We start from the raw sequence: 25,390 nt of genomic DNA, 5'->3' as shown, positions 1-25,390 counted from the left end.
CTGTCCATTTGCTGTTATTACGGCAAAGTTTAGCCCGATCCTGCCGCAGCGTTAGCGGCATGATCGGGCATTAACTTCATTAAGCTTGGAACGCCGGCATGGCTTCGCTCGAGAAGCGGAGCGCTTGCAGCATGTGGAGCAGGGCGCTGACCGTATCGAGCGACGTGAGGCAGACGACGCCGTTCTCGACCGCTTCGCGGCGAATGCGGAAGCCGTCGCGCTCAGGCGTCTTGCCTTTGGTCAGCGTGTTGACGACGAACTGCGCTTGACCCGTGCGGATCAGATCGACGATGTTCGGCTCGCCCTCGGACAGCTTGGCGACGCGGCGAACCTTCAAGCCCGCCGCTTCGATCGCGTCGGCGGTGCCGCCCGTGGCGATCAGCTTGTAGCCGAGATTGTAGAAGCCTTTCAGAATCTCGATCGCTTCGGCTTTGTCCTTATCGGCTACCGTCGCGATGATCGCGCCGGATTGCGGGATTTTCATGCCGGAACCGATGAGACCTTTGTATAGAGCTTTCGCATAATGGCGGTCGCGTCCCATCACTTCGCCAGTCGATTTCATCTCTGGCGTCAGCGTAGGGTCTACGCGGCGCAGCTTCGCGAAGGAGAACACCGGCACTTTGACCGAGACGAATTCGTCTTCCGGCCACAGGCCGTCTTGGTAGCCGAGATCCTTCAGCTTGTTGCCGAGGATCGCCTGCGTAGCCAGATTCGCCATCGGGATGCGCGTAACCTTGGACAGGAACGGCACCGTACGGGAAGAGCGAGGGTTAACCTCGATGACGTACACTTGCTCCTGCCATACGACGAACTGGATGTTCACGAGGCCGATCGTCTTCAGCTCTTTGGCGATCTTGATCGTAATATCGATCGCTTGCTGTTTCACTTCGTCCGTCAGCGATTGCGGAGGATATACCGCGATCGAGTCGCCGGAGTGAACGCCCGCGCGTTCGACGTGTTCCATGATGCCCGGGATGACGACCGTCTCGCCGTCGCAGATCGCGTCGACTTCGATTTCTTTGCCCAGCATGTAACGGTCGATCAGGACCGGATGCTCCGGATTGATCTTAACCGCGACTTTCATGTAAGCGAGCAGCTCTTCGTCGGAGTAGACGATTTCCATCGCGCGGCCGCCGAGGACGTACGAAGGACGGACGAGCACCGGATAACCGAGCGCTTGAGCCGCGTCTACCGCTTCGTCGACGGAAGTGACCGTCGTGCCTTTCGGCTGCGGGATATTCAGCTTGCGCAGCAGCGCTTCGAACTTCTTGCGGTCTTCCGCTTCGTCGATGGATTCCAGCGTCGTGCCGAGGATGCGTACGCCTGCTTTCGCGAGCGGAGCAGCCAGGTTGATCGCCGTCTGTCCGCCGAATTGCACGATAACGCCCAGCGGCTTCTCTTGCTCGACGACGTTCATGACGTCTTCGAAGAAGAGCGGCTCGAAATAGAGGCGATCGGAAGTCGAGAAGTCCGTCGACACCGTCTCCGGGTTGTTATTGATAATAACGGCCTCGTAACCTGCGTTGCGGATCGCCCATACGGCATGAACCGTCGAGTAGTCGAACTCGATGCCTTGGCCGATCCGGATCGGACCGGAGCCGAGCACGATAATTTTCTCTTTGCTGCTCGGAAGAACTTCGTTCTCCGTCTCGTAGGTCGAATAGTAGTATGGCGTCGTCGCTTCGAATTCCGCCGCGCACGTGTCGACCATTTTATAAACCGGCGTCAAGCCTTGCGCTTTGCGGTATTCGCGTACTTCCGACTCTTGCGTATGCGCGCCGCCCGGATGGCCTTCGCGGCGAAGCTCGGCGATCGCGCGGTCCGTAAAGCCGTTGCGCTTAGCCAGGTGCAGCGTTTCTTTCGTGAGCCCGGGCTCGCGGCGGATAACGTCCTCGAACTGAACGATGCGCTCGATCTTATCGAGGAACCACCAGTCGATGTTGGACAGATCTTGGATCTGTTGCAACGCCCACCCGCGGCGAAAAGCTTCCGCGACGAGGAAGATGCGCTCGTCGTCCGCTTTGACCAGGCGGGCTTTCAGCGTCTCGTCGTCGATCTCGTTCGCGCCTTTAAGGAAGATGCGGTGTACGCCGATTTCGAGCGAGCGTACCGCTTTTTGGATCGACTCTTCGAAAGTGCGGCCGATCGCCATAACCTCGCCGGTCGCTTTCATTTGCGTGCCGAGCTTACGGTTAGCCGAAGTAAACTTATCGAACGGCCAACGCGGGATTTTCGTAACGATGTAGTCCAGCGTAGGCTCGAAGCATGCATAGGTTTGTCCCGTTACCGGGTTGACGATCTCGTCGAGCGTATAGCCGATTGCGATCTTGGCAGCCATCTTCGCGATCGGATAGCCTGTCGCTTTGGACGCCAGAGCCGAGGAGCGGCTGACGCGCGGGTTAACTTCGATAACGTAGTACTGATAGCTTTGCGGGTCGAGCGCGAACTGTACGTTACAGCCGCCTTCGATGTTCAGCGCGCGGATAATCTTAAGCGACGCAGAGCGAAGCATTTGGTATTCGCGGTCGGACAGCGTCTGGCTAGGAGCCACGACGATGCTGTCGCCCGTATGGACGCCTACAGGGTCGAAGTTCTCCATGTTGCAGACGACGATACAGTTGTCGTTCGCGTCGCGCATGACTTCGTATTCGACTTCCTTCATGCCGGCGATCGACTTCTCGATCAAGCATTGGCCGATCGGGCTGTAACGGATGCCGCTGTCGACGATTTCGCGAAGCTCTTCCTCGCTGCTCGCGATGCCGCCGCCCGTACCGCCGAGCGTGTATGCCGGGCGCACGATGACCGGATAGCCGATCGTGTTCGCGAAATCTACCGCGGCTTGTACCGTCGTTACGATATCGCTCTCGGGGACCGGTTGGTCAAGCTCGCGCATCAGCGCGCGGAACAGGTCGCGGTCTTCCGCGCGTTCGATCGCGGTCAACTGCGTTCCGAGCAGCTTCACGCCTTCTTTCTCGAGGACGCCGGCTTTCGCCAGCTCTACCGCCATGTTAAGGCCGGTTTGGCCGCCGAGTGTCGGCAGAAGGCCGTCCGGGCGCTCTTGGCGAATGATCTGGGATACGAATTCGAGGTTAATCGGTTCGATGTATACTTTGTCGGCGATGTTAGTATCGGTCATGATCGTCGCCGGATTGCTGTTGATCAGGACGACTTCGAAGCCTTCTTCTTTAAGCGCTTGGCAAGCTTGCGTGCCGGCATAGTCGAATTCCGCCGCTTGCCCGATGACGATAGGACCGGAGCCGATAACGAGCAGTTTTTTGAGCGAATTATTTTTGGGCATACTGCAGCTCTCCTCTCAGCGTCTCCGACAGTTCCGCTTGGCGAGAACGTGCAGGATTGTCGCGCTTGTGCGCGCGGATCATATCGATGAATCGGTCGAACAGATAGCTGTTATCGTAAGGACCGGGCGCCGCTTCCGGATGGTACTGCACGGAGAACGCCGGGAATTTCTTATGCTTCAAGCCTTCGATCGTTTTGTCGTTGTTGTTAATATGGGTCACTTCGAGCTCGGTGCCGATGAGCGACTCTTCGATAACGGTGTATCCGTGGTTCTGGGACGTGATGAAGCAGCGTCCGGATTCCAGTTCTTTAACCGGATGGTTGCCGCCGCGGTGGCCGAACTTCAGCTTGCCCGTATCCGCGCCGCTCGCGAGGGCGAACAACTGGTGGCCAAGGCAGATGCCGAACAGCGGATATTCGCCGATCAATTGGCGAACCGTCTCGACCGCATGAGGGACGTCTTTCGGATCCCCAGGGCCGTTGGACAATTGGATGCCGTCCGGCTTCAGCTTGCGGATCTCTTCAGCGGTCGCGTCTTGAGGCACGACGACGACGTCGCAGCCGCGTTTCGTAAGCTCGCGAAGAATGCCGCTTTTCGCCCCGTAATCGATCAAGACGATGCGCTCCTTGTCGCCGGGGCTGGAGAACACGCTTTTCGTGGACGTGCGGGCGACTTGGTCGCGCAGCAGCGGCGTCGCGCCAAGGCGCTCCTGGAGCTCCTCGATGCGCTCGTTGCCGGTCGTAATGATGCCTTTCATCGTGCCGTGCTGGCGCAGGATACGGGTCAACATGCGCGTATCGATGTCGCTGATGCCGACGATGCCGTATTCTTTAAGCAGGCTGCCCAGCGTATATTGCGCGCGCCAGTTGCTCGGCACTTCTTCGTGCCGTCTGACGACGAAGCCGTGGATATATGGACGAATGCTTTCGAAATCGTCGCGGTTAATGCCGTAGTTGCCGATGAGAGGGAACGTCATCGTAACGATCTGTCCGCAATAGGATGGATCGGAGAGCACTTCCTGATAGCCCGTAATTCCCGTGTTGAACACCACTTCTCCGACGGAACCGCCTTCCGCGCCGAATCCTCGGCCCGTGAATAACGTGCCGTCTTCCAACAACAATCTTGCTTGCATCCCAATCACTCCTTAGCCGGGTTTATCGTGCGATGCCTTGCTCTTCGGTCCAGACGACTTTGCCGTTAACCATCGTAAGTACGGGCCAACCGTACAACTTCCATCCCGTGAACGGGGTGTTGCGGCCCTTCGTTAAGAACGTCGCGGGATCAACCTCGCGTTCGTTCTCTAAATCGACTAGAACGAGGTCGGCCGGCGCGCCCGCTTCCATCGTCCCGTACGGGAGGCGGAAGACGCGTGCCGGATCGCTCGTCATGCGCCGCAGCAGAAACTCGAGGCTCCAGCGTCCGGTGCGGACGAACTTCGTATAGAGCAGCGGGAACGCGGTCTCGAAGCCGACGATTCCGAACGGGGCTCTTGCCATGCCCCGCGCCTTCTCTTCTTCGCTGTGCGGTGCGTGGTCCGTAACGATGATGTCGATCGTTCCGTCCTCAAGCCCTTGAATGCACGCTTCGACGTCTTTAGGCGTACGGAGCGGCGGGTTCATTTTCCAGTTGGCGTCCATGCTGTCCGGAATATCTTCGTCGGAGAGCAGCAGATGGTGAGGGCAAACTTCGGCCGTCACGTTAACGCCGACCGACTTGCCGAGGCGCAGCAAGCGTACCGATTGCTCGGTACTGACGTGGCAGACGTGATAGTGAACGCCGGTCGCCTCGGAGAGCAGGATGTCCCGCCCGACGTGAATCGCCTCGGACTCGTTCGGAATGCCCTTTAAGCCGTGTTTGCGTGCGAAGTTGCCCTCGGACACCGCGGCGCCTTCGACGAGCGAATCGTCTTCGCAGTGCGCGATGATCGGCATGTCGAGCGACTTGGCGAGCGCCATCGCGTTTTTCATCATTTGCGCGTTTTGCACGCCTACGCCATCGTCCGTGAAGCCGATCGCTCCCGCTTCTTTGATCGCCGGGAAATCGGTCAACTCGCGGCCGAGCTCGTTCTTCGTTATCGCCGCGTACGGAAGCACCCGTACGACGCCTTCCGCCTTCGCCTTATCGAGGACGAACTTGATCGTCTCCGGCGTATCCATGACCGGGCGCGTGTTCGGCATCGGGGCGATCGTCGTGAAGCCGCCTTTGGCCGCCGACTCCGTGCCGCTTGCGATCGTCTCCTTATATTCGAAGCCCGGCTCGCGAAGGTGCACGTGCATGTCGATGAAACCCGGAGAGATCAGTTTGCCGGAAGCGTCGATCACTTCGGAGCCTGCCGTATTCGGCTCGCTCGCGCCGTCTAGCCACTCGGCGATGCTGCCGTTCTCGATGCGCACGTGTTTCTTCTCGAGTTGTCCGGAAGCGGCGTTCAGCGCCAGCGCGTTCTTGATCCATATCGATGCCATAGCCATTGTGCCTCCTCTATCGCTTATCAAATTGCGGATGTTATCTTTGCAGCTCAGCTTCGCGCGGATGCAAGATGGTAACGCAGTCGCTGTCGTCTTTTTCGAGCAACGACACTTCGATTTTCTCGTGCCGCGACGTCGGTACGTTCTTCCCGACGTAATCCGGGCGGATCGGCAGCTCCCGATGCCCTCTATCCACGAGGACCGCGAGCTGGATCGATTGCGGCCTGCCTTGATCGATCAGCGCATCCATCGCCGCCCGAATCGTCCGCCCCGTGTAAAGGACGTCATCGAACAGGATAATACGCTTATCTTTCACCAAAACCGCAAGCTCCCCGCCTTGATTTCGGTCTCGCTGTCCGCCGGTTTCCGGCCGATCGTCCCGATACCGCGTAATATCGAGCTCGCCGACCGCTACCGATTGATCTTCGATCTCCCTTACCCGTTCCGCGACCCGTTTGGCGAGGTATATCCCTCTCGTACGAATGCCGATGAACACGCAATCTTCGATGCCTTTGTTCTTCTCGACGATTTCGTGAGCGATCCGGGTAAGCGCTCGTCTGATGGCGGATTCATCCATTATGACCCTGGAGTCTTGCATGTCGAACGCTCCTTCATGCGAGGATGGCACACAAAAAACCTCCTTGCGTCAGACGCAAGGAGGATTCAGACAGAAGTCGATAGAACCGGATAGGCGCGCGACTCCCCGCTCAGGAAAGGGCATACGCCGATTCACGTCCGGAATGGGACGTGCCGATGCTATAGCTTGCTATTCTGCGTCACCTTGACAGCCTCACGGGACTGAATTAAAGGTACCAGTTCATTAACAAGAATTATCCCATGTTCGACATGAACTGTCAAGGCGGATGCAGGGGTTATCGATTAAAAAAAGCACACCCGATTACAGGCTTAATTTCGTGATGCGTTCCACGGCTTTTTCCGTGTTCTCGCGGCTGCCGAACGCCGTCAAGCGGAAGTATCCTTGACCGCTCTGACCGAAGCCCACGCCCGGGGTGCCGACGATGTTCGCTTCGGACAGCAGCTTATCGAAGAACGCCCACGAATCCAGCCCGTTCGGAGCTTGCAGCCAAATGTACGGCGCGTTGACGCCGCCGTATACCGTAAGGCCGAGCGACTTCAATCCGTCGCGGATCACCGCCGCGTTCGACATGTAATATTCGACGATCGTTGCGATTTGCGCTTTGCCTTCCGGCGAATAGATCGCTTCCGCGCCGCGCTGCGTGACGTACGATACGCCGTTGAACTTCGTCGTGTGCCGGCGGTTCCACAAGTCGGCGACGGTTACTTCGTTGCCGTTCCCGTCTTTCGCTTTTATGTTGCGCGGCACGATCGTATACGCGCAACGCACGCCGGTGAAGCCCGCCGTCTTGGAGAAACTGCGGAATTCGATGGCCACGTCTTTCGCGCCTTCGATTTCATAAATGCTGCGCGGAACGTCTTGCTCTTGGATGTATGCTTCGTACGCCGAGTCGAACAAGATGATCGCATCGTTCGCCTTCGCATAGTCTACCCACACCTTAAGCTCGGCCTTCGTCAGCGTCATGCCGGTCGGATTGTTCGGATAGCAAAGGTAAATCAGATCGACTTTGCGATCGGGCAAACTCGGTTTGAAGTTGTTCTCCGCGTTGCAAGGCAGATAGACGATGTTCTCGTATCGATTCGTCTCGCGGTTAAACGCGCCCGAACGTCCCGCCATAACATTCGTGTCTACATAGACCGGATAGACCGGGTCCTGAACGGCGATCACGGCGTCCTGGCTGAAAATTTCCTGAATGTTGCCGACGTCGCACTTAGAACCGTCGCTGACGAATACTTCGTTGCTAGCCAGCTCGATGCCGCGCGCTTTGTAATCGTGCTCGATAATCGCGTGAATGAGGAAGTCGTAGCCTTGCTCCGGGCCGTAGCCGCGGAATGCGCTTACGGTCGCCAGTTCGTCTACCGCGGCGTGCATCGCCTTCGTGACCGCTTCCGGCAAAGCGCGCGTTACGTCGCCGATGCCCAAGCTTATTATTTGCGCGTTCGGGTTGTCCTGGATGAACTTCGTCCGGCGCTTCGCGATTTCCGAGAAAAGATAGCTGCCTTGCAGGTTCAAAAAGTTATGGTTGATTTTAGCCAAATGAAAGACCGCCTTCCGGTTTGTTCGTCAATGCGGGAGACAAGCTTGGTCGTCCCGTTTCGCTACGTACAGTCTATCGTACTTCGCGAACCGGGTATCATACACCAAACGGTCAAAAGTTTGCATTATTACGAAACAAACCGAAGCTAGCGGCCTTCATTGAATCAACGCGTTCTTAGAATATTCAACGCATGCTCCATGTCTTCGGGAATCGGGGCGGCAAACTCCAGCCACTCGCCGATTCGCGGATGTTCGAATCCGAGTACGCCCGCATGGAGCGCTTGCCCGGACATGCCGAGCGTGCGCCCGCTCTTGCCTCCGTATACCGGGTCTCCGACAAGCGGATGCCCGATATATTTCATATGCACGCGGATTTGGTGCGTACGACCCGTCTCCAGCCTGAGATCGAGCAGCGTATAATCGCCGAATCGTTCGGATACGGCAAAATGCGTAACGGCGTGCTTGCTGTTCTTCTCCGTCACGACGTACAGCTTGCGATCTTGATTCGCCCTGCCGATCGGCGCATCGATCGTTCCTTTATCGTGTTCCACTTGACCGTATACGACCGCGTAGTAGCGGCGATTCACGGTATGTGCCTTAAGCTGCGCGGCGAGAGAAGCATGCGCCAAGTCGTTCTTGGCGACCATGAGCAATCCGGACGTATCTTTATCGATCCGGTGCACGATGCCGGGACGCATCACTCCGTTAATGCCGGATAAGTCTTTGCAATGGTACAACAGCGCGTTCACGAGCGTTCCGTTCGGATGGCCTGCCGCCGGGTGGACGACCATGCCGCGCGGCTTATTGACGACGATTACGTCTCCGTCTTCGTACACGACGTCGAGCGGAATGTTCTCCGGGAACGCTTCAAGCGGCTCGGGACCGGGTATCGTCACGATAATGCCGTCGCCCGCGGCGACTTTGGCGTTCGGCTTCACTTGCCCGCCGTTCACCGTAACGGCGCCGGTCCGAATCCATTCTTGAACCTGCGAACGCGACACCTGCCTGTCCGCCAGACGCTCGGTCAAATGCTTGTCGATGCGCTCTCCGGAGGAAGCGTCGTTCACGCGCCACTCTACCCGGTTATCGGATTCGTCCGATTCCGTATCTTGCGCCCAAGCCTCAAACGGTTGTTTGTTCTCCGCGATCTCGGGTTTGTTCTCCGTTGTCATTAGATTCATTCTCCTGTTTCGGGGTAAGCAGCGCGTCCAAGATGACAAGACCAACGCCGCAGACGATGCCGCAATCCGCTACGTTGAATAGAGGAAACGTGTAAGAGCCGAAGTTGAATTGCAGAAAATCGACGACTTCGCCGTAAATCGAACGATCTAGAAAATTGCCGATCGCACCGCCCAGGATCATGCCCAGCGCGACAAGCAACAGTACTCTCCCTTGGCGATAAGAACGATGCAGATACCAGACGATCGCGCTGACGACCACGATCGTAATCAGGACGAAAAACCAACGCTGTCCCTCCAGGATGCCGAAAGCCGCGCCGCGATTGCGAATATGCGAGATCAAGAAAAAATCTCCGATGACGCTGATTTGCTCCGTATTAAGATCGACGTTGCGAGCGATCATTTTTTTAGTCACGTAGTCCAGTAAAAAAACGAATGCCGCGATAGCGTAATAAAGACCGATCGGCGGGCGGCGCTGTTCCATGAAATCTCGCTCCTCTTCGATTCTCCTGCGTGCCCATTTTATCACATTGCTTTCCACTCGTAAAACGACATCCGGCGGGAAAACTACATCCTGTGAAAGGAAGAAGGGAGTGGACAGCTTGACGATGCAGTTGGACCATGGGCGAATGGAGCGCCTTAAACGAAGGCTGCTGCAGGAGAAAAGCGAGCTTGAAGCTCGAATCAGCGATAACGACCATTTCGGACTGACTTCTTCATTCAAAGAATCGACCGGCGAATTGTCCGGAATCGACAACCATCCCGGAGATGCCGGAACGGAGACGTTCGAACGAAGCAAAGACTATGCGCTCATGGAAAAAGAAGAGCTTCGGCTGGCGCGCGTCGACGCGGCGCTGGGCCGCATGGAGAGCGGCGAATACGGCCGTTGCGTCGCATGCGGCAAGTTCATTCCGCTCGAACGTCTGGAGGCGCTTCCGACGGCGATCTACTGTATCGAACATGAGCCGCGTCAGGAGAACATCGAGCGGCGTCCCGCCGAGGAGTTGTTCTTAACGCCGCCGTTCGGCCGAACGAGCTTGGACGAGAAAGAAAGCCAGAACGGGTTCGACGGCGAAGACGCTTGGCAGATCGTCGAATCGTGGGGCAGTTCGAACAGTCCGGCAATGGCGGAAGGCCGCAACATCGACAACTACGATTCGATGGCGATCGAGTCGGACGAGAACGACGGCTTCGTCGAACCGCTCGAAAGCTTTCTTGCCACGGACATTACCGGCAGTCACGTGAGCATCGTGCGCAATCGCGCCTATCGCCAGTATATGGCCGCCGGCGAAGGAGAGCATTTGCTCGAACCCGATGAGTACGTGGACGAGTGAATAGCTTTGTGCCGTTGAAGCATGGGGGCGTCGGAGGATCAGGAATAGTCATCCTCTGCATCGCCCCTTTATAACGATATCCCCTTCGCTCAGGAATCGCTAAACTTGCCGCGCATACCGGTATCCCCTTCGCTCAGGCGCGTTAATACGGATTAATTTCCAACTGCCGTTTGACGATCCGCACGATATCCGCGATGTAATCGCCTACGATCGGAAGATTCAGCGCGCCGAGCAGCTGCAACAGCCACACGATCGTCGCCGCGAAAAACGTGAATCCTAGCGCGATGCCGACACCCCGAGACAGTCCGGCAAGAAAATTTTTGAGGATGAGCTGCCAAGGCTTATGCATGAGGTTTACGTATTCCTTAAGCTGCGCTTTCTCCATATCTAAAGCCAGCTTATTAATCCGTTCGGACAAAAAATCAAGCGTACTTCTAAGCGCGCTTGCCTCTTCCGCCAGCTTCGACGTTCCGTCGATCTTGGTCATTCCCGGGTCTGCCGTCACTTTTACTTTGATCTGATTGATTTTACCGCTCCCGTTTTTTCCGTTGCCATTGTTGTTAAGATCCATATTGTTCACGCGAATGCCCCCTCGCCCTATGAGCCCCGTTGGTACATCGCTCCTGAGCGACGGGGATATCGTTATAAAGGCAGTTTACCCTCACCGATCGAATGCAAAACGAGCTCTCCCCATCCGACGCAAACGCAACATGCGCCTGAGCGACGGGGATAAGAGCTCGTCGTTATCGTTGTTCCTATTATGTTTAGCTAATCGATCGCGCGATTATGCTTCATTCACTGGATGGCAAGACGGATCGTGAAATCTCCCGCGATGATCGTATCCATGTTTGAAGCCGTTCCGAAAGTGACGTTATTGACCAGCACGTTAGACCGCAGTACTTCATCGAACAGCGCCAACGCCCCGCGAAGTTCCGGTTCGACTTCGAAAACGAGATCCACCCGCTTCTCGATCGGCAAATCGAGCTTCTTCCGTTGGTCTTGCACCGCGCGGATCACTTCCCTCACCCAGCCTTCCTTCTCCAGTTCCGGCGTAATCTCCGTATTGAGCGCGACGGTTACGCCCCCGCCGGATGCCGAGGCGAAGCCGGATTTCGCTTCCTTCTCGACAAGCAGCTCGTCGATTCCGACGGCCAGCGACTCGCCTTCCGGCGAGACGAAGCCGAACACGCCCGATTGCACGACCCCACGAGACTCGTCCCCGGACAATCCTTTCAAAGCCGCTTGAATCGGACCGACGTTTTTGCCGTATTTTTTACCCGCCGCTTTCAGATTGAGCTTCAAGTTGAAGTTTACGAAGCTGCTGTCGTCCGAGGCGATCGTGATCGTCTTCACGTTAATCTCGTCTTTAATGATCTCTTCATAGTCGGCCAAGTTGAACTCGCCGCTCAGCGATACAAGCAGATCGGACAACGGTTGACGCGTTTTAATGTTGTTCTCGTTGCGGATATTGCGAGCAAGTTCGACGAGGTTACGCGCAGTCGCCATATCGCGCTCGAGCTCCTCGTCGATCGCCGAGACGTCCGCGACCGGATAGTCGGTCAAGTGCACGCTACCCGTTCCGCCCAAGTTGCCGTAGATGTCTTCCGCTACAAAAGGCGCATATGGCGCGATCAACCGGGACAACGTCATGAGCACTTCGCCAAGCGTCTGATAAGCAGCCAGCTTATCGTCCGTTAGCCCGCTTCCCCAGAAACGGTCGCGCGAACGGCGGACGTACCAATTGGACAGTTCGTCGATGAACGACTCGATATTTTTCGCGGGGTTGAGGAAGTCGTTCGCTTCCAGTCCTCCGCCGACGGACGACACGAGCGAGTTCAAGCGGGAGACGATCCATCTGTCCAGCTTGTTGTCGCTCTTCGCCTTCGCATGCTGCCCGGGCACGTACCCGTCGATCGTCGCATACAGCGCGTAGAACGCGTGAGTGTTCACCAGCGTATCGACGACTTTCGATTTCGCTTCGGCGACGATGCCTTTGGAGAACCGTTTGCTGTTCCAAGGCGCGCTGTCCGCAAGAAGCGCCCAACGGAACGCGTCGGTGCCGAACTCGTTGATGATTTCCCAAGGATCGATGACGTTGCCTTTGGATTTGCTCATTTTCTGCCCGTTCTCGTCCAGAACGTGCCCCGTGGAAATAACGGATTTGTACGGCGCCTTGCCGTTATAGAGCGTCGAGACGGCCAGCAAGCTGAAGAACCAGCCGCGCGTCTGGTCAATGCCCTCGCAGATGAAGTCCGCCGGATACTGCTCGGCGAACGTCTTCTCGTCGCCAAGCGGGTGATGGTACTGGGCGAACGGCATCGAACCGCTGTCGAACCACACGTCGATGACTTCGGAAGCGCGGTTCATGACGCCGCCGCAAGAGCACTTCAATTGCACTGCGTCGACGTACGGCTTGTGCAGCTCCAAATCCGCCGCTACGTCGCCTACCGCTAGCTCGCGTAGCTCTGCCCGGTTATGCACGGCTTTCTCCTGGCCGCAAGATTCGCACGTCCAGACGTTAAGCGGCGTGCCCCAATAACGGTTGCGGCTGATGTTCCAATCGACGAGATCCTCGAGGAACTTGCCGAAGCGTCCGTCCCGCAAATGCTCCGGGTACCACTGGATCGATTTGTTGTTCTCGATCAGTTGGTCTTTGACCGCCGTCGTCTTGATGAACCAGCTTTCCGTCGCGTAATAGAGCAACGGTGTTTTGCAGCGCCAGCAGAAAGGATAGCTGTGCTCGTATTTTTCCTTATGGTACAGCAAGCCCCGCTCGGAAAGCTTGCGCACGATGTCCACGTCGCATTCTTTCACGAATCGGCCGGCCAAATCCGTCACTTCGTCGATGTAACGTCCCGCGCCGTTCACGACCATGAGCATCGGGATGCCGTGCTGGCGAGCGACGCGATGATCGTCTTCCCCGTGCGCAGGCGCGATATGGACGATACCGGTACCGCTCGTGTCGCTAACGTAGTCCGCGTCGATGATCCGGTACGCGCCTTCTACTTTCACGTAAGGGAACAGCGGCTCATACGTTTGCCCGACGAGATCGCGGCCTTTGACCGTTCCAAGCACTTCGTATTCGCCCTTCATCACTTTCTCGACGAGAGCGCTAGCGAGAATATACACGCCGTCAGCTTGGCGAACGCGCGCGTAATCGAGGTCCGGATGAACGGCAAGCGCTACGTTCGCGGGCAGCGTCCATGGCGTCGTCGTCCATGCGAGCGCATATTCGCCGCTGCCGGACAGCTTGAACTTCGCGGTCGCGGTGAGGTCCTTGACGTCCTCGTAGCCTTGCGCCACTTCGTGCGAGCTTAGCGTCGTCTGGCAGTCCGGACAATAAGGGCTCACGCGGTGTCCGCGGTAGAGCAGCCCTTTCTCGTGAATCGTCGCAAGGATATGCCACACGCTCTCGATATACTCGTCTTTCAGCGTAATGTACGGATCGTCAAGATCGGTCCAATAAGCGATCGCTTCGGTCAGCTCGCGCCACTGGCGCTCATACTCGAACACGCTCTCCCGGCATTTGATGATGAACGGCTCGACGCCGTATTTCTCGATCTCCTGCTTGCCGGAGATGCCGAGCTGCTTCTCGACGCCAAGCTCTACCGGAAGACCGTGCGTGTCCCAACCGGCTTTGCGGATAACGCGGTAGCCCGCCATCGTTTTGTAGCGGCTTACGAAGTCTTTAATGACTCGCCCTAGCACGTGGCCGATGTGCGGTTTGCCGTTAGCGGTCGGCGGCCCTTCATAGAATACGAAATTCGGGCGGCCCGCCCGGTTCTCGATCGATTGGCGGAACGTATTTTCCTTGCTCCATTGCTCCAAAATGCGCTGCTCCCGAGCTCTTGCCCGCTCCTTGACGTCTACGCGACGCATGCGATTCAACCCCTTAACCCAATTGGTAATGACAAACCCTGGAAATACAAAAAAACCTCATCCCGGTAAGGGACGAGGTTCGACTCGCGGTACCACCCTTGTTCCGCACCCTTGAATCCTAAGGCACGGCTCTTGGCAGCCGATCATGATCGGCTAGCTCGTATAACGGCGAGCGGCCGGCTTGCTCTACTGTCCGCGCGCCAGCGCGAAGTTCGAGTAAGCGTCTCGGGGATGATGTTCGGCTAGCTTCGGACATTGGCTTGCACCTGCCGCCAACTCTCTAGAGACCAAAGACAAGCTTACTGTTCCCGTCTTCGACATTGCTTCTTCTTCCCTTCTTTATAACGGACGGGAAGCGAAATGTCAATTCCGGGACATCACTCCTTGAGCCCGTATTAAGCCTCGATGCCTTTCGGCTCCCGGTGATCGAGCGATTCCCAGCCGTCTTGCGTCAGCAATTCGAGCTGCGTCTCGACGAGCGCGCGGAACCGAGCCCGGTAGATCGCCGCTTGTTTCTTGAGCTCTTCCACCTCGAGAGCGACTTTGCGAGACTTGGCGAGCGCGTCGTTAATGATGCGGTCTGCGTTCTTCTCCGCTTCCTTAACGATAAGCTGCGCTTCCTTCTTCGAGTTGGACTTCAGCTCGTCGGCCGCTTCCTGCGCGACGATAATCGTCTTGCTCAGCGTCTCCTCGATATTGGAGAAGTGGCCAAGTTTCTCTTGCGAAGCGCTCACTTGAGCTTGCAGTTCCTTGTTCTCGCGAATCATCGCCTCGTAATCCTTGATGATCTGGTCGAGGAACTCGTTTACTTCGTCTTCATCGTATCCGCGCAGTCGGCGGCCGAATTCTTTATTATGGATATCTAACGGTGATAATGGCATTGGCGCACCTCCGAGTTGGTATGATCGTTGGAAAAGATAAGCTAACTCAACTAATTCGACGAATCCCGAGAAAATCCTGCTATTCCTTTAGACAAATTTGCCGATTCTTACCCGAGTTCGTCCGCTTTTCGACACGCCTTCCACTTCCATAACCTTAAATCGCCCGAGACCTTTCACCGATACGACGTCTCCCGCCTTAAGCGGCTGGGACGGGTCCTCCTCCGCTTTCCAGTTCACGCGGCATCGGCCCGCTCGTATCGGGTCTACGATCTTCGCGCGGCTAAGCCGGAACACGTCGCTGGCGATCCCGTCGAGCCGCATGGATGCGACGGAAAGCACCTGCTCCTCCAATTGCGCAGCGGCGGCGCGCAGCTCGGAAAGCGGACGCACGGAAACGGACACATCGACCCGGTGCGCCTGCTTCATATGTCCGATCAGAAAATCCCCGATTCCTTCGACGACAAGCGCGTGGCAGCCTGTCTCGCCGACGTGGAGATCGCCGATCAGATCCCGCTTGATGCCGACGCCCAGCATTGCGCCCAAGTAATCGCCGTGATCCAGCTCGGAGACGCGGCGATCCTCCGACGCGATGTCCAGCACGACGATGCCTATGTCTTCGTCCTCGAGCCGTCGATAATCCGGCGCGATTAGCGCTCTGCGACGCTCCGCATCGGGATAACCGCCCTCAAGCCTGATCTGTACGTCCGGATTTCGGTTCGCCAATGACGACAAAATATACGCCTGGCGAGGATCGAGGAAGTCCGTGCGCTTCATCTCGTGATAAAGCGCGGCACGCTCGACCCATTCCCAGGCGCGGTCCACGAACGATTTCTCGTCCGGATGAAAATGTTCGTAAATTTCTTTATGTGCCATGTTGCTCCTTCTACTCGACGAAAGGGTCGATAACGACCTGCAAGCCAAGGGCCACGAAACGCAGTGCGATAAGCGCCACGATCGGGGAAATGTCCAGAATTCCGCCGATCGGCGGAATGAGGCGGCGGAAAGGTCTCAAATACGGTTCGACCAATTTGCCTAGCATCTCTCCGATGAAGCTCTCGCGAACGTTAGGGAGCCAAGACATGAGGACGTAAATGAGAATCATGTAAAAATAAATGTCCGCCAACGTATCGATATAACCGGATACTTCGTTCAAGGGGTCACCTCATTCTAGGGTAGTCGGCTTCCTCCGTCATCATTTCCGTAATCGTTCCAGATACTTCAACCGAATCCGGCGTGCACAGGAAAATGTCGGTGCCAATTTTGGAGATATGTCCGCCGAGCGCATAGACCGTCCCGCTTAGAAAGTCGACGATACGAATCGCTTGCTCTCTTCTGACGCGCTGCAAATTCACGACGACGGCGCGGCGGGATTTCAATTGATCGGCAATGTCTTGGGCTTCGTCGTATGTACGAGGCTCGGTCAGCACGACGCGGGCGCTTTTCTGCGAATGGATGCTCACGACATTGTTCTTACTCGATTGTTTACGCGAATCGAACGCCGGGGTTTCAATTTCTTGCTCATCGGCATGAGGAGATTGGCGGTCGACGACTTCTTCCTCTTCTTGAAGTCCAAGGTAGTTCAGAAATTTGTTCATTACGCTCATGATATTCCCTCCTCGATTAATGAAATCTTCGTCGGGCTCGAGAACTTACTCACCCTCAGTATCTTCTTTCCCGACTAACACCGTACCCAAACGCACGTGGGTTGCGCCTTCTTCCACGGCGATTTCGAAATCGTTAGACATCCCCATTGATAGGGCCCATAACGGTTCATCCCATTCCGTCGTCCGATTCAAGTCATCTCTAAGCTGTCTAAGCGAACGGAAGATCGGACGCGTATCCTCCGGCTTGCTTTCATACGGGGCCATGGTCATCAGTCCGATCGGCTTGATCCGATCGAAAGCCCGCAGTTCCCGAATGAATGCCGCCGCTTGATCCGGCTCTAATCCGTGCTTCGTTTGTTCGCCCGAGACGTTCACCTGCACGAAGCATTGCAACGTAACATCGAGCAAACTCGCGCGATGCTGTATCGCTTCGGCTAACGAGAGGCGATCCAGCGAGTGAACGTAGTCGAATTTCCCGACGACGTCTTTGACTTTGTTCGTCTGTAAAGAGCCGATATAGTGGAATACGGCTTGTCCTTGAAGCGTCTCCCACTTTTCCTTGGCATCCGGCCATCGATTCTCTCCGATGTGACCGATGCCTCCGCGTACGACCGCTTCTGCCGCGGCCGTAGATACATACTTCGTCACGGCGATCACTTGAATCTCTTCGCGAGCTCTGCCGCTTCTGCGGCAAGCGTCCATCAGCCGGCTTTCCACGTCCCGCAGACGGGATTGCAACGTCACGGCACGTTCACCTCGTTTTCCTGCCGAGCAGGCTCATCATTCGGCCCGCGTTTCCCTGTTCCATCCGATGGGAATAGAGCAGATCCGTACTGCAGCCAGTACACCATGATGTCATTTCGATGCTGCTCGGCAAAATTCCTGCTTTTATCATAAGATGTCGGTTCAATAGTTTCAAGTCCAGTCTAGCTCGTCCATCCCGCGAAGGCACGACGAATCGCTCGGCAAGCCCGTCGACGCCAGTATCAGCCGACGTATTTAGGATCGGCCTAACGTGCCGTAGAACCGCTTCGTCCACCTCGTAGCAGCATCCGCCGATCGAAGGCCCGATCGCGGCGCGGATGTTCGCCGGGTCCGCACCGAATTCGGCGGACATCTTCCCGACCGTCCGCGCCGCGATATCGGCGACGGTCCCTTTCCAACCGGCGTGCGCGAGTCCCAAACTCTGCGTTACCGGATCGTAAAAATATAAAGGCACGCAATCCGCGTAGAACATCGCTAACAGTATATCGGCTTCGTTCGTCACCAGCGCATCCGTATGGGGGATCGCGCTTTCGCGGTCATAACGTCCGCTGCCGGCGTTATCGCGAGCGATGATTCGAACCTCGTTGCCGTGCACCTGCTCGGCGCACGTCCAAGCGTCGAAAGACCAGCCAAGGCGCTCTGCGACACGCTTCCGGTTGCGAATAACGGCCGCCGGGTCGTCTCCGACATGCAACGCCGTATTATTCGCATGCCTTGTCGTAAACCCCGCCGTGATTCCTTCCTCCGCGCACCAGGATTGCAGCATCAGCAGGGTTTCGTCAGCGTCGTCCTGCCGCAATCGAAAAGGTTCCATGAGGGAACGCCTCCTCGGTAGATATAACTTCTCGTCGGGCTCGAACTAACCCACCCTGTAGCACAGTGTACCATACCCGCGCCGAGGACAGGAAACGGTTACCTCACGATATGTTGTTCCCCGTCCTCCAACCGATACGTCGGCTTCGCGTCGTCTAATCGGACAAGAACGACGTCCGTACCGATTTTCACGATGTTTCGCCAAGGGATAATGACGTCGGCCCCCCCTCCGAACATGCCGAACAGGCGCGTCGACGTCGGCACGACGATGGCATCGATTCTCCCTTGCCGCAGATCGAGTTCCAGGTCGCTTACTTGCCCGAGTTTTTTGCCGTCGACGATATTGATGACGTCCTTCGTCTGAAAATCGGATATTTTCATGCGTTCACGCTCCCCGCTGGCCGGGCTACGTACCCTATAAATCAATATATGAACCGTACGCTTCGATTTTACTCTCGTCAGCAAAAAAAGGTGAAGCGCGAAGGCCTCACCTTTCATCCCGTTCGATATTAAGTTTTCACGTGCTTTTGCATTTGCTGAATAGCCGATTTCTCCAGACGCGACACTTGCGCCTGCGAAATGCCGATTTCGTCGGCCACTTCCATTTGGGTTTTCCCTTCGAAAAACCGCATCGATAAGATCATTTTCTCGCGTTCGTTCAGCTTGCGCATCGCTTCTCTCAGCGCAATCTCTTCAATCCATTGAATGTCCTTGTTCCGCTCGTCGCTGATTTGATCCATGACGAATATCGGATCGCCGCCGTCATGGTAAATCGGCTCGAACAGGGACACGGGATCTTGAATCGCGTCGAGCGCGAATACGATGTCCTCCTTAGGCACGTTCAATGCCTCTGAGATTTCCAGGATCGTCGGCTCGCGGGCATGCTGGTTCGTTAACTGGTCCCTTACTTGCAACGCCTTATAGGCGATGTCGCGAAGGCTCCTAGAGACGCGAATCGGATTGTTGTCCCTCAAATATCTGCGGATTTCTCCGATAATCATCGGTACCGCGTAGGTCGAGAAACGGACGTTCTGGCCGAGATCGAAGTTGTCGATCGCCTTCATGAGACCGATGCAGCCGACCTGGAACAGGTCGTCGACGAACTCGCCCCGATTGTTGAACCTTTGAATGACGCTCAGCACAAGCCGCAGATTGCCATTCACCAATTTCTCCCGGGCCGTAATCTCTCCTCGTGTCTGCAGAGCCAGGAACAGTTCCCTCATCTCGGCATTGGTCAGAACGGGCAGCTTTGAGGTGTCCACTCCACAAATCTCCACTTTGTTGCGGGTCAAGGCAATTCCTCCCGGGGAGCAGCGTTAATGTAAGTATCTCCGCGAAGGGGGTTTTTATTCCCCGCCAAGAGACCTTCTGCCACCGGAGGAAAATGTGCGAAAAGACCGAATTTTTGCTGAAATTCATACCATTTTGTTAAATTCCTTGCGCAGCCGCTTGATGATGCGCTTTTCCAAGCGGGAGATATAAGACTGGGAGATGCCGAGTAAATCCGCGACGTCCTTCTGCGTTTTCTCCTCGCCGTCGGCCAGTCCGAAACGAAGCTCCATGATCGTTCGCTCGCGATCGCTGAGCTTGTCGAGCGCCTTATGAAGCAGCTTGCGGTCGACTTGCTCCTCGATGTTCCGGTAGATCGTATCGTTCTCGGTCCCGAGCACGTCGGATAGCAGCAGCTCGTTGCCGTCCCAGTCGATATTAAGCGGCTCGTCGAACGATACTTCCGTGCGGGTCTTGCTGTTTCTGCGCAAATACATCAGAATCTCGTTCTCGATGCATCGCGAGGCGTACGTGGCCAATTTTATCTTTTTTTCCGGATCGAACGTATTTACGGCTTTAATAAGCCCGATGGCGCCGATGGACACGAGATCCTCGATGTGGATGCCGGTATTCTCGAATTTGCGGGCGATATAGACGACGAGCCGAAGGTTGCGTTCGATGAGCATCGCCCGAATCGCCGCGTCGCCCGTATTCAACCGCTCCAGCAAGTACTCTTCCTCTTCTCGGCTTAACGGCGGAGGCAACGCCTCGCTTCCGCCGATATAGTACACTTCTTCGCTCTTCCAGCCTAGCAAGAACAACAGGCGGTAGAGCGTCAATTGAGATTTCAACTTTAAATTCAAAGGCATATCTGCAATCCTCCTGTCAGGCTGGCTGGGATGGCGCCGGCGCCGCCCCTTTCGCTTGCGGCAAGTCCGGGTGGACGATCGCGCGGTAGCTCGCGTCCGAGGATAACGTCCCTCCGTCCAATCCGATCAACACGCGCTCCGTTGTCAGCGGGGACTGCTCCGGCCGCGATAGGATGACCGCATCCGGCTTAATCCCGAGCATGAGCTTGGGACTGCCGTTGACGGCGCGATACGGGATAAGCCGAAGCCGATGGCTCCATTGGTAAGGCTCGGAGCCGCTCGTTCCCAGCTCTGCGATCAAACGGTCCGCGGACTCGCCTTTTAACCGGTCGGTCCATCCGGCTGGCAATAGGTCTTTCCATACGCTTGCTTCCATGATCATGACCGGCGTTCGGGTCAACGGCTCGTACAACCGATTACCGGTGTCCAGAAGGCCTCGTACCGTCCACGATCTCCCTTCGATCCTAACCTCGACGTCCCAGATCAGCGCCTCTACGTCATACCGCTTTCGGCGCGTCTCTCCGGTACCGTGAAACAACCAAGCGGACAGTAAGAACGCTACCGCAATAAGGCCCAACTGCATTGGCCACCGCACGACGATGCCGCCGTCTTGCGTAAAGGACATTCCGGCCCAGGACGTTCCCGACGACTTGACCAAATAAGTTAAGCCGATCACTCCGCCAAGCGTTGCGAAGCTCACTGTGTAGAAGGCACCGGCATTGCGCAGCAATTGCATAGGTCCGCCATAACCGAACGTGATGAGGACCATGACGAGAGATACGATTACTTTGCCTGCAAAAGAATACGCATACGGGATATCCGTCACGAACATCGATGCCGCGTACAGCGCCCCGAAGACCGCGGCGCCGATCAGCTTCGCTCTCGCGGGGTATAGCCGTCTCGCTTTGGCCGTTAACAACAGTACGATCCCGTCAACGGCAAGATTGGTGAAAAACACGAGATCCACATAAACGACCATTCGCAACCTGCCCCCATCCTTGTTCGCCCGGAAACCGCCGTGTACAAAGGCCGGGATGGATGAAATCAGTATAATCGCTTTCAAATAAGGTGTCTGTCTAATCCTGCCGGCCTTTCAAACCTTTTTTTGTCGACTTCGGCATCCCCTTCGTTCAGCGGTCTTCGCCTCGTTCGCCGACGCGTTTGCCCGCTTTTACACCGATATCCCCGTCGCTCAGAAGAAACTTTCTAAGAAAATGCCAACCCTCGATATCCCCGTCGCTCAGTCGGTTTCTTCATCAAAAGGCGCATTTTTCACTTGAAATAAGAACATATGTTTGCTAAAATTAGGATACAGAACACTTGTTCGATAGGGTGGGGGCGCGAATGATGGAAATAACTTTCGAATCATTTTGCAGCTTAGTGCAGTCAGAGGAGGATTGCATAGAACTGCTATTCAAGGCCAAATGGCCTGACGGATTCCGTTGCCCTGTCTGTTCGCATCCGCAAAGTTTCGTGATCTCGACTCGCAGGCTGCCGCTCTACCAGTGCACGAGGTGCCATACTCAAACTTCGCTTATATCCGATACGATCTTCCGATCTTCTCGCACGCCGCTGAAATTATGGTTTCAAGCGATATTCCTGCATACACGCTGGAGGGGAATTAACGCGCGTCAGCTCTCCGAGACGATTCATGTCACTTACAAAACAGCCTGGCTAATGTGCCATAAAATCCGCTACGCCATGAGCCGAACCGATGGCGAGATATTGCTGGACGGTATCGTACGAGTGACGGATGCTCTTTTGTATAGGAGAATGATCCCGCCTAGCAACTATCATGAAATCGAACAGCCCGTCATCGCCGGCTCTACGGAAGATGAGAACGGGGAGTTTACCCATGTCAAAATAAGAATATCCCCCCGCTCGTTGCGCGAGACCCGACACAGTTCGCCGGATATGTCCGAATTTGTTCAGCAGTGCGTGGCGCCGGAAGCAATACCCGATACCATCGTTACGAAGAGACATGGCAAAATGAGGAATCCCGAGTTGATTTACTTTTGCAGACATGCGGAGATGTGGATGGCATTCACTTTTCGAGGAGTGTGGCTCAAGCATTTGCAAGTCTATTTAGACCACTATTGTTACATTGAAACTCGGCGCAAAAAGTCTTTATATAACGAGTTACTCCGCGATTGCGTACGTCAAAGAGGTATCGATTACCCTACGCTTATCGGAACTAAGGAGAAGCGGTCTTCTAGACCGGTTAGACGAAAGAACGATCATTCGGCACGACAGGCTGGTTAAGGACCCATCTAAGCCGGATCCGCCTCGGATCATCTCTATTATGCGAGTTTTCTGAGCGAAGGGGATATCGCTATAAAGGGAAAAAAAAGATGAAGCCCCGCCCCCACGAAGTGGAAGAGGAGCTTTAGCGCAGTTTCAACTGCATATTAGCGATCGCGACGATTACGCAAGAAAGCCGGAATATCCAGCTGGTCGCTCGTCAAATTCTGAGAGTTGAACGGACGAAGGTTATTCGAGGAAGAGCGGGAATCGCCAACGTTCGTCGCCGGTTCCGCTGCATTGTTCAACGGTTGCTGACTCGGCTGCGAAGCCTGTTGCATGGGCTGCGAAGACGAAGCAGTCGGACGACGGGCCGCGCTCTTGTGCTCGAATCCGGTCGCGATTACCGTTACCTTGATCTCTTCCTTCATGTTGTCGTCGATGCTTGCGCCGAATATCATGTTCACTTCCGGATCGCAAGCTGCGATGATGATTTCGGCCGCTTCGTTAACTTCGTACAATGAAAGGTTAGAACCGCCGGTTACGTTAATGATGATCCCCTTCGCGCCGTCGATCGAAGTTTCGAGCAACGGGCTTTGAATCGCTTTACGGGCCGCATCCATCGCGCGATTCTCGCCAGTGGCCATTCCGATGCCCATAAGCGCCGAACCGCGCTCGGACATGATCGTCTTCACGTCCGCGAAGTCGAGGTTGATCAAGCCCGGAACGGCGATAAGGTCGGAGATGCCTTGTACCGCTTGGCGTAACACATTATCCGCTTCGCGGAACGCTTCCACCATCGGCGTTTTCTTATCTACGATCTCAAGCAAACGGTCGTTCGGGATGACGATAAGCGTATCTACTTTTTCTTTCAGTTCTTCGATGCCAAGAACGGCTTGGGATGAGCGCTTAGGTCCTTCGAACGTGAAAGGACGCGTTACGACGCCGACCGTCAGAGCGCCTGCTTCTTTGGCAAGCTCGGCTACGACAGGAGCCGCGCCGGTTCCCGTACCGCCGCCCATGCCCGCCGTAACGAATACCATGTCCGCGCCTTTAAGGGCGGTCGTAATATGCTCGCGGGACTCTTCAGCCGCTTTTTTGCCGATTTCGGGCTTGGCGCCTGCGCCGAGACCGCGCGTGAGCTTGTCCCCGATCTGAAGCTTTATTTCGGATTTCGTTAATTGCAACGCTTGCGCATCGGTGTTAGCCGTAATGAATTCGACGCCCTTGACGCCGTTTTCGATCATTCGATTGACTGCGTTGCTTCCGCCGCCACCTACACCGATGACCTTAATTTTAGCGAGCGGTTCCATTTCAAAATCAAATTCCAACATAAATCCTAACTCCTCCTCGCTTCGTTCGAATGGTTCTCGTAAGCGGCGGCTTAAATAAATTCCTTGAACATGTTTTTGAACCATTCAACAATGCCAGGTTTGGATGCCGTGCTTCCGGTCGATTTCGTTTTGCTAGGACGCTTCACGCCCGTTGCTCCGCGCGTGCGGACATGCTTGCTCACATATTGTATCATGCCGACGCCGCTGCTGAAGGACGGGTCCCTTACCCCGATATAGTCGGGAACGGCCACTCTGACATTGGACTCCAGTTCGAATTGGGCCAACGGAAGTACGCTCGGCAGCGATACGGAACCGCCGGTCAACACGTATCCGTTGATCTTATCCAGGTATCCCAGACGCTTCACCTCTTGGCGAATCATCTGGAAAATTTCTTGCATGCGAGGCTCGATAATGTTCGCCAGATCGAGCTGGGAGAATTCCTTCTCCACGTTGCTTCCGACCCGCATGACTTTGAATTTCTGGTCTTCTGCCGCGTCTTCGATTCTTGCGCAGCCGTACTTCAGCTTGATTTTCTCGGCATGCTCCGTCTGGGTTTTGAGTCCGTAGCAAATATCGCTCGTGACGTAGTCCCCGCCGATCGGCAGCGTCGATACCGCCGCCAAGCTTCCGCCTTCGAAAATCGCCAGCGTCGTTGCTCCGGCGCCGACGTCAGCGAGTACCGTGCCCATCATTTTCTCGTCTTTCGTGAGCGCCATCATACCCGATGCCAAAGACATCAAGATAACTCCGGAAATACGCAGACCTGCTTTCTCCACGCATCTCATCAGATTGTGTATGGCGGCTTTCGTACCGGTGATGATCGTACATTCCACCTCGAGGCGAACGCCGATCATGCCCCGCGGGTCCTGAATCCCCGAAAGACCGTCAACCAAATACTGCTTCGGCACAAGGCCGATAATTTCCCGTTCGGGAGGCAACGCGACGACTTTGGCCGCTTGCAGTACCCGTTCGATGTCTTCTTCGCCGATCTCCCGATCTTCGTTGGAGACGGCTACCACGCCATGATTGCTCTGCAGTGCAATGTGATTGCCCGCAATCCCGACATAAACCTCGCTTATTCCGATACCGACCATGCGCTCGGCATGATCGACGGCATTACGGATGGATTGCACGGTTTGGTCAATATCTACAATGGCACCCTTGCGAATTCCATCGGAATCCGAAGAGCCTACGCCAATGATGTTAATGGCCCCGTTGCTGATCTCCCCGATAATCACCCGGATTTTCGAAGTTCCAATATCCAGGCTGACGATGAGGTCATTGTTGCTCAACCGGTGGCACCTCCCGTAGATCAATGAAAAAATA

Annotated in this window: 23 protein-coding genes and 1 other annotated feature; of the genes, 2 read left to right on the top strand and 21 right to left on the bottom strand. The window is 55.8% G+C overall.

Annotation, left to right across the window (positions count from 1 at the left end; all coding sequences use genetic code 11):
* Window positions 1–79: 79 nt before the first annotated feature.
* The 7 genes from carB to lspA all read right to left on the bottom strand — a co-directional run bounded on the left by carB (window position 80) and on the right by lspA (window position 9,559).
* Window positions 80–3,298: a carbamoyl-phosphate synthase large subunit gene (carB, locus tag COHPA_RS0122355; protein WP_027088375.1), complete on the bottom strand. Its 3,219-nt coding sequence runs from the start codon at window positions 3,296–3,298 to the stop codon at window positions 80–82.
* On the bottom strand, window positions 3,285–4,430 hold the full coding sequence (gene carA / locus COHPA_RS0122350) for a glutamine-hydrolyzing carbamoyl-phosphate synthase small subunit (protein WP_027088374.1): 1,146 nt from the start codon (window positions 4,428–4,430) through the stop codon (window positions 3,285–3,287). Before carA ends, carB begins: the two co-directional genes overlap by 14 nt.
* Window positions 4,431–4,452: 22 nt before the next feature.
* Entirely contained in the window at window positions 4,453–5,760 is a 1,308-nt protein-coding gene (locus tag COHPA_RS0122345; RefSeq protein WP_027088373.1) for a dihydroorotase, read from the bottom strand.
* Between the two features lie 40 nt (window positions 5,761–5,800).
* On the bottom strand, window positions 5,801–6,361 hold the full coding sequence (gene pyrR, locus COHPA_RS0122340; RefSeq protein ID WP_035121753.1) for a bifunctional pyr operon transcriptional regulator/uracil phosphoribosyltransferase PyrR: 561 nt from the start codon (window positions 6,359–6,361) through the stop codon (window positions 5,801–5,803).
* A 300-nt stretch (window positions 6,362–6,661) separates the two neighbouring features.
* The gene (locus COHPA_RS0122335) at window positions 6,662–7,897 is read right to left on the bottom strand and encodes an LL-diaminopimelate aminotransferase (protein ID WP_027088371.1); all 1,236 of its coding nucleotides are present in this window, start codon (window positions 7,895–7,897) and stop codon (window positions 6,662–6,664) included.
* Window positions 7,898–8,061: 164 nt separating this feature from the next.
* Window positions 8,062–9,069, bottom strand: coding sequence for an RluA family pseudouridine synthase (locus tag COHPA_RS0122330; protein WP_027088370.1), 1,008 nt, complete (start codon window positions 9,067–9,069; stop codon window positions 8,062–8,064).
* A complete protein-coding gene (gene lspA, locus COHPA_RS0122325; protein WP_027088369.1) occupies window positions 9,020–9,559 on the bottom strand; it encodes a signal peptidase II in 540 nt (179 codons plus the stop codon). Before lspA ends, COHPA_RS0122330 begins: the two co-directional genes overlap by 50 nt.
* A 124-nt stretch (window positions 9,560–9,683) precedes the next feature.
* Between lspA and COHPA_RS0122320 the strand changes: the two genes are divergently transcribed.
* Window positions 9,684–10,409, top strand: a complete 726-nt coding sequence (locus COHPA_RS0122320) for a TraR/DksA C4-type zinc finger protein (protein ID WP_035121748.1) — start codon at window positions 9,684–9,686, stop codon at window positions 10,407–10,409.
* Window positions 10,410–10,551: 142 nt separating this feature from the next.
* Here COHPA_RS0122320 and COHPA_RS24005 read toward each other — a convergent pair whose 3' ends face one another.
* The 12 genes from COHPA_RS24005 to spoIIGA form a co-directional block, all read right to left on the bottom strand.
* Window positions 10,552–10,896: a DUF5665 domain-containing protein gene (locus tag COHPA_RS24005; RefSeq protein ID WP_035121746.1), complete on the bottom strand. Its 345-nt coding sequence runs from the start codon at window positions 10,894–10,896 to the stop codon at window positions 10,552–10,554.
* A 308-nt stretch (window positions 10,897–11,204) separates the two neighbouring features.
* A complete protein-coding gene (gene ileS / locus COHPA_RS0122310) occupies window positions 11,205–14,288 on the bottom strand; it encodes an isoleucine--tRNA ligase (RefSeq protein WP_027088366.1) in 3,084 nt (1,027 codons plus the stop codon).
* A gap of 65 nt (window positions 14,289–14,353) precedes the next feature.
* Window positions 14,354–14,612: a binding site (T-box leader), on the bottom strand.
* Window positions 14,613–14,683: 71 nt separating this feature from the next.
* Window positions 14,684–15,169 carry a DivIVA domain-containing protein gene (locus COHPA_RS0122305; RefSeq protein WP_027088365.1) on the bottom strand — a complete coding sequence of 162 codons (486 nt, stop codon included), beginning with the start codon at window positions 15,167–15,169 and terminating at the stop codon, window positions 14,684–14,686.
* A gap of 87 nt (window positions 15,170–15,256) precedes the next feature.
* A complete protein-coding gene (locus COHPA_RS0122300; RefSeq protein ID WP_027088364.1) occupies window positions 15,257–16,042 on the bottom strand; it encodes a YlmH family RNA-binding protein in 786 nt (261 codons plus the stop codon).
* Window positions 16,043–16,052: 10 nt separating this feature from the next.
* Window positions 16,053–16,322 (bottom strand): YggT family protein, encoded by a 270-nt coding sequence (locus tag COHPA_RS0122295; protein WP_027088363.1) that lies wholly within the window; start codon window positions 16,320–16,322, stop codon window positions 16,053–16,055.
* A 4-nt stretch (window positions 16,323–16,326) separates the two neighbouring features.
* Complete coding sequence (locus tag COHPA_RS0122290; RefSeq protein WP_027088362.1) at window positions 16,327–16,773, bottom strand: cell division protein SepF; 447 nt, start codon at window positions 16,771–16,773, stop codon at window positions 16,327–16,329.
* A gap of 45 nt (window positions 16,774–16,818) precedes the next feature.
* On the bottom strand, window positions 16,819–17,517 hold the full coding sequence (locus COHPA_RS0122285) for a YggS family pyridoxal phosphate-dependent enzyme (RefSeq protein ID WP_027088361.1): 699 nt from the start codon (window positions 17,515–17,517) through the stop codon (window positions 16,819–16,821).
* Window positions 17,518–17,524: 7 nt separating this feature from the next.
* Window positions 17,525–18,352 carry a peptidoglycan editing factor PgeF gene (gene pgeF, locus COHPA_RS0122280; protein ID WP_027088360.1) on the bottom strand — a complete coding sequence of 276 codons (828 nt, stop codon included), beginning with the start codon at window positions 18,350–18,352 and terminating at the stop codon, window positions 17,525–17,527.
* Between the two features lie 98 nt (window positions 18,353–18,450).
* Entirely contained in the window at window positions 18,451–18,732 is a 282-nt protein-coding gene (locus COHPA_RS0122275; RefSeq protein ID WP_027088359.1) for a YlmC/YmxH family sporulation protein, read from the bottom strand.
* A 128-nt stretch (window positions 18,733–18,860) separates the two neighbouring features.
* On the bottom strand, window positions 18,861–19,643 hold the full coding sequence (gene sigG, locus COHPA_RS0122270) for an RNA polymerase sporulation sigma factor SigG (RefSeq protein ID WP_035119744.1): 783 nt from the start codon (window positions 19,641–19,643) through the stop codon (window positions 18,861–18,863).
* A 123-nt stretch (window positions 19,644–19,766) separates the two neighbouring features.
* Window positions 19,767–20,489 carry an RNA polymerase sporulation sigma factor SigE gene (gene sigE, locus COHPA_RS0122265; protein WP_027088357.1) on the bottom strand — a complete coding sequence of 241 codons (723 nt, stop codon included), beginning with the start codon at window positions 20,487–20,489 and terminating at the stop codon, window positions 19,767–19,769.
* 16 nt (window positions 20,490–20,505) lie between these two features.
* Complete coding sequence (spoIIGA, locus tag COHPA_RS0122260; protein ID WP_027088356.1) at window positions 20,506–21,468, bottom strand: sigma-E processing peptidase SpoIIGA; 963 nt, start codon at window positions 21,466–21,468, stop codon at window positions 20,506–20,508.
* A 365-nt stretch (window positions 21,469–21,833) separates the two neighbouring features.
* Between spoIIGA and COHPA_RS26550 the strand changes: the two genes are divergently transcribed.
* Window positions 21,834–22,751 carry a transposase gene (locus COHPA_RS26550; RefSeq protein WP_051421773.1) on the top strand — a complete coding sequence of 306 codons (918 nt, stop codon included), beginning with the start codon at window positions 21,834–21,836 and terminating at the stop codon, window positions 22,749–22,751.
* Between the two features lie 146 nt (window positions 22,752–22,897).
* Here COHPA_RS26550 and ftsZ read toward each other — a convergent pair whose 3' ends face one another.
* Together ftsZ and ftsA are read right to left on the bottom strand one after the other, a co-directional pair.
* Window positions 22,898–24,064, bottom strand: a complete 1,167-nt coding sequence (gene ftsZ, locus COHPA_RS0122250) for a cell division protein FtsZ (protein WP_027088354.1) — start codon at window positions 24,062–24,064, stop codon at window positions 22,898–22,900.
* A 50-nt stretch (window positions 24,065–24,114) separates the two neighbouring features.
* Window positions 24,115–25,356, bottom strand: a complete 1,242-nt coding sequence (ftsA, locus tag COHPA_RS0122245) for a cell division protein FtsA (RefSeq protein WP_027088353.1) — start codon at window positions 25,354–25,356, stop codon at window positions 24,115–24,117.
* Window positions 25,357–25,390: the final 34 nt, after the last annotated feature.

Origin of the sequence: Cohnella panacarvi Gsoil 349 (assembly GCF_000515335.1) — a bacterium.
Classification (GTDB): domain Bacteria; phylum Bacillota; class Bacilli; order Paenibacillales; family Paenibacillaceae; genus Cohnella; species Cohnella panacarvi.
This window is presented reverse-complemented; position numbering and strand designations above follow the sequence as displayed.

What these genes read in the sequence shown, in the direction of transcription:
- carB (WP_027088375.1), bottom strand. Translation starts at nt 3,298, where the DNA reads ATGCCCAAAAATAATTCGCTCAAAAAACTGCTCGTTATCGGCTCCGGT.
- carA (WP_027088374.1), bottom strand. Translation starts at nt 4,430, where the DNA reads ATGCAAGCAAGATTGTTGTTGGAAGACGGCACGTTATTCACGGGCCGA.
- COHPA_RS0122345 (WP_027088373.1), bottom strand. Translation starts at nt 5,760, where the DNA reads ATGGCATCGATATGGATCAAGAACGCGCTGGCGCTGAACGCCGCTTCC.
- pyrR (WP_035121753.1), bottom strand. Translation starts at nt 6,361, where the DNA reads ATGCAAGACTCCAGGGTCATAATGGATGAATCCGCCATCAGACGAGCG.
- COHPA_RS0122330 (WP_027088370.1), bottom strand. Translation starts at nt 9,069, where the DNA reads ATGACAACGGAGAACAAACCCGAGATCGCGGAGAACAAACAACCGTTT.
- lspA (WP_027088369.1), bottom strand. Translation starts at nt 9,559, where the DNA reads ATGGAACAGCGCCGCCCGCCGATCGGTCTTTATTACGCTATCGCGGCA.
- COHPA_RS0122320 (WP_035121748.1), top strand. Translation starts at nt 9,684, where the DNA reads ATGCAGTTGGACCATGGGCGAATGGAGCGCCTTAAACGAAGGCTGCTG.
- COHPA_RS24005 (WP_035121746.1), bottom strand. Translation starts at nt 10,896, where the DNA reads ATGACCAAGATCGACGGAACGTCGAAGCTGGCGGAAGAGGCAAGCGCG.
- ileS (WP_027088366.1), bottom strand. Translation starts at nt 14,288, where the DNA reads ATGCGTCGCGTAGACGTCAAGGAGCGGGCAAGAGCTCGGGAGCAGCGC.
- COHPA_RS0122305 (WP_027088365.1), bottom strand. Translation starts at nt 15,169, where the DNA reads ATGCCATTATCACCGTTAGATATCCATAATAAAGAATTCGGCCGCCGA.
- COHPA_RS0122300 (WP_027088364.1), bottom strand. Translation starts at nt 16,042, where the DNA reads ATGGCACATAAAGAAATTTACGAACATTTTCATCCGGACGAGAAATCG.
- COHPA_RS0122290 (WP_027088362.1), bottom strand. Translation starts at nt 16,773, where the DNA reads ATGAGCGTAATGAACAAATTTCTGAACTACCTTGGACTTCAAGAAGAG.
- pgeF (WP_027088360.1), bottom strand. Translation starts at nt 18,352, where the DNA reads ATGGAACCTTTTCGATTGCGGCAGGACGACGCTGACGAAACCCTGCTG.
- COHPA_RS0122275 (WP_027088359.1), bottom strand. Translation starts at nt 18,732, where the DNA reads ATGAAAATATCCGATTTTCAGACGAAGGACGTCATCAATATCGTCGAC.
- sigE (WP_027088357.1), bottom strand. Translation starts at nt 20,489, where the DNA reads ATGCCTTTGAATTTAAAGTTGAAATCTCAATTGACGCTCTACCGCCTG.
- spoIIGA (WP_027088356.1), bottom strand. Translation starts at nt 21,468, where the DNA reads ATGGTCGTTTATGTGGATCTCGTGTTTTTCACCAATCTTGCCGTTGAC.
- COHPA_RS26550 (WP_051421773.1), top strand. Translation starts at nt 21,834, where the DNA reads ATGATGGAAATAACTTTCGAATCATTTTGCAGCTTAGTGCAGTCAGAG.
- ftsZ (WP_027088354.1), bottom strand. Translation starts at nt 24,064, where the DNA reads ATGTTGGAATTTGATTTTGAAATGGAACCGCTCGCTAAAATTAAGGTC.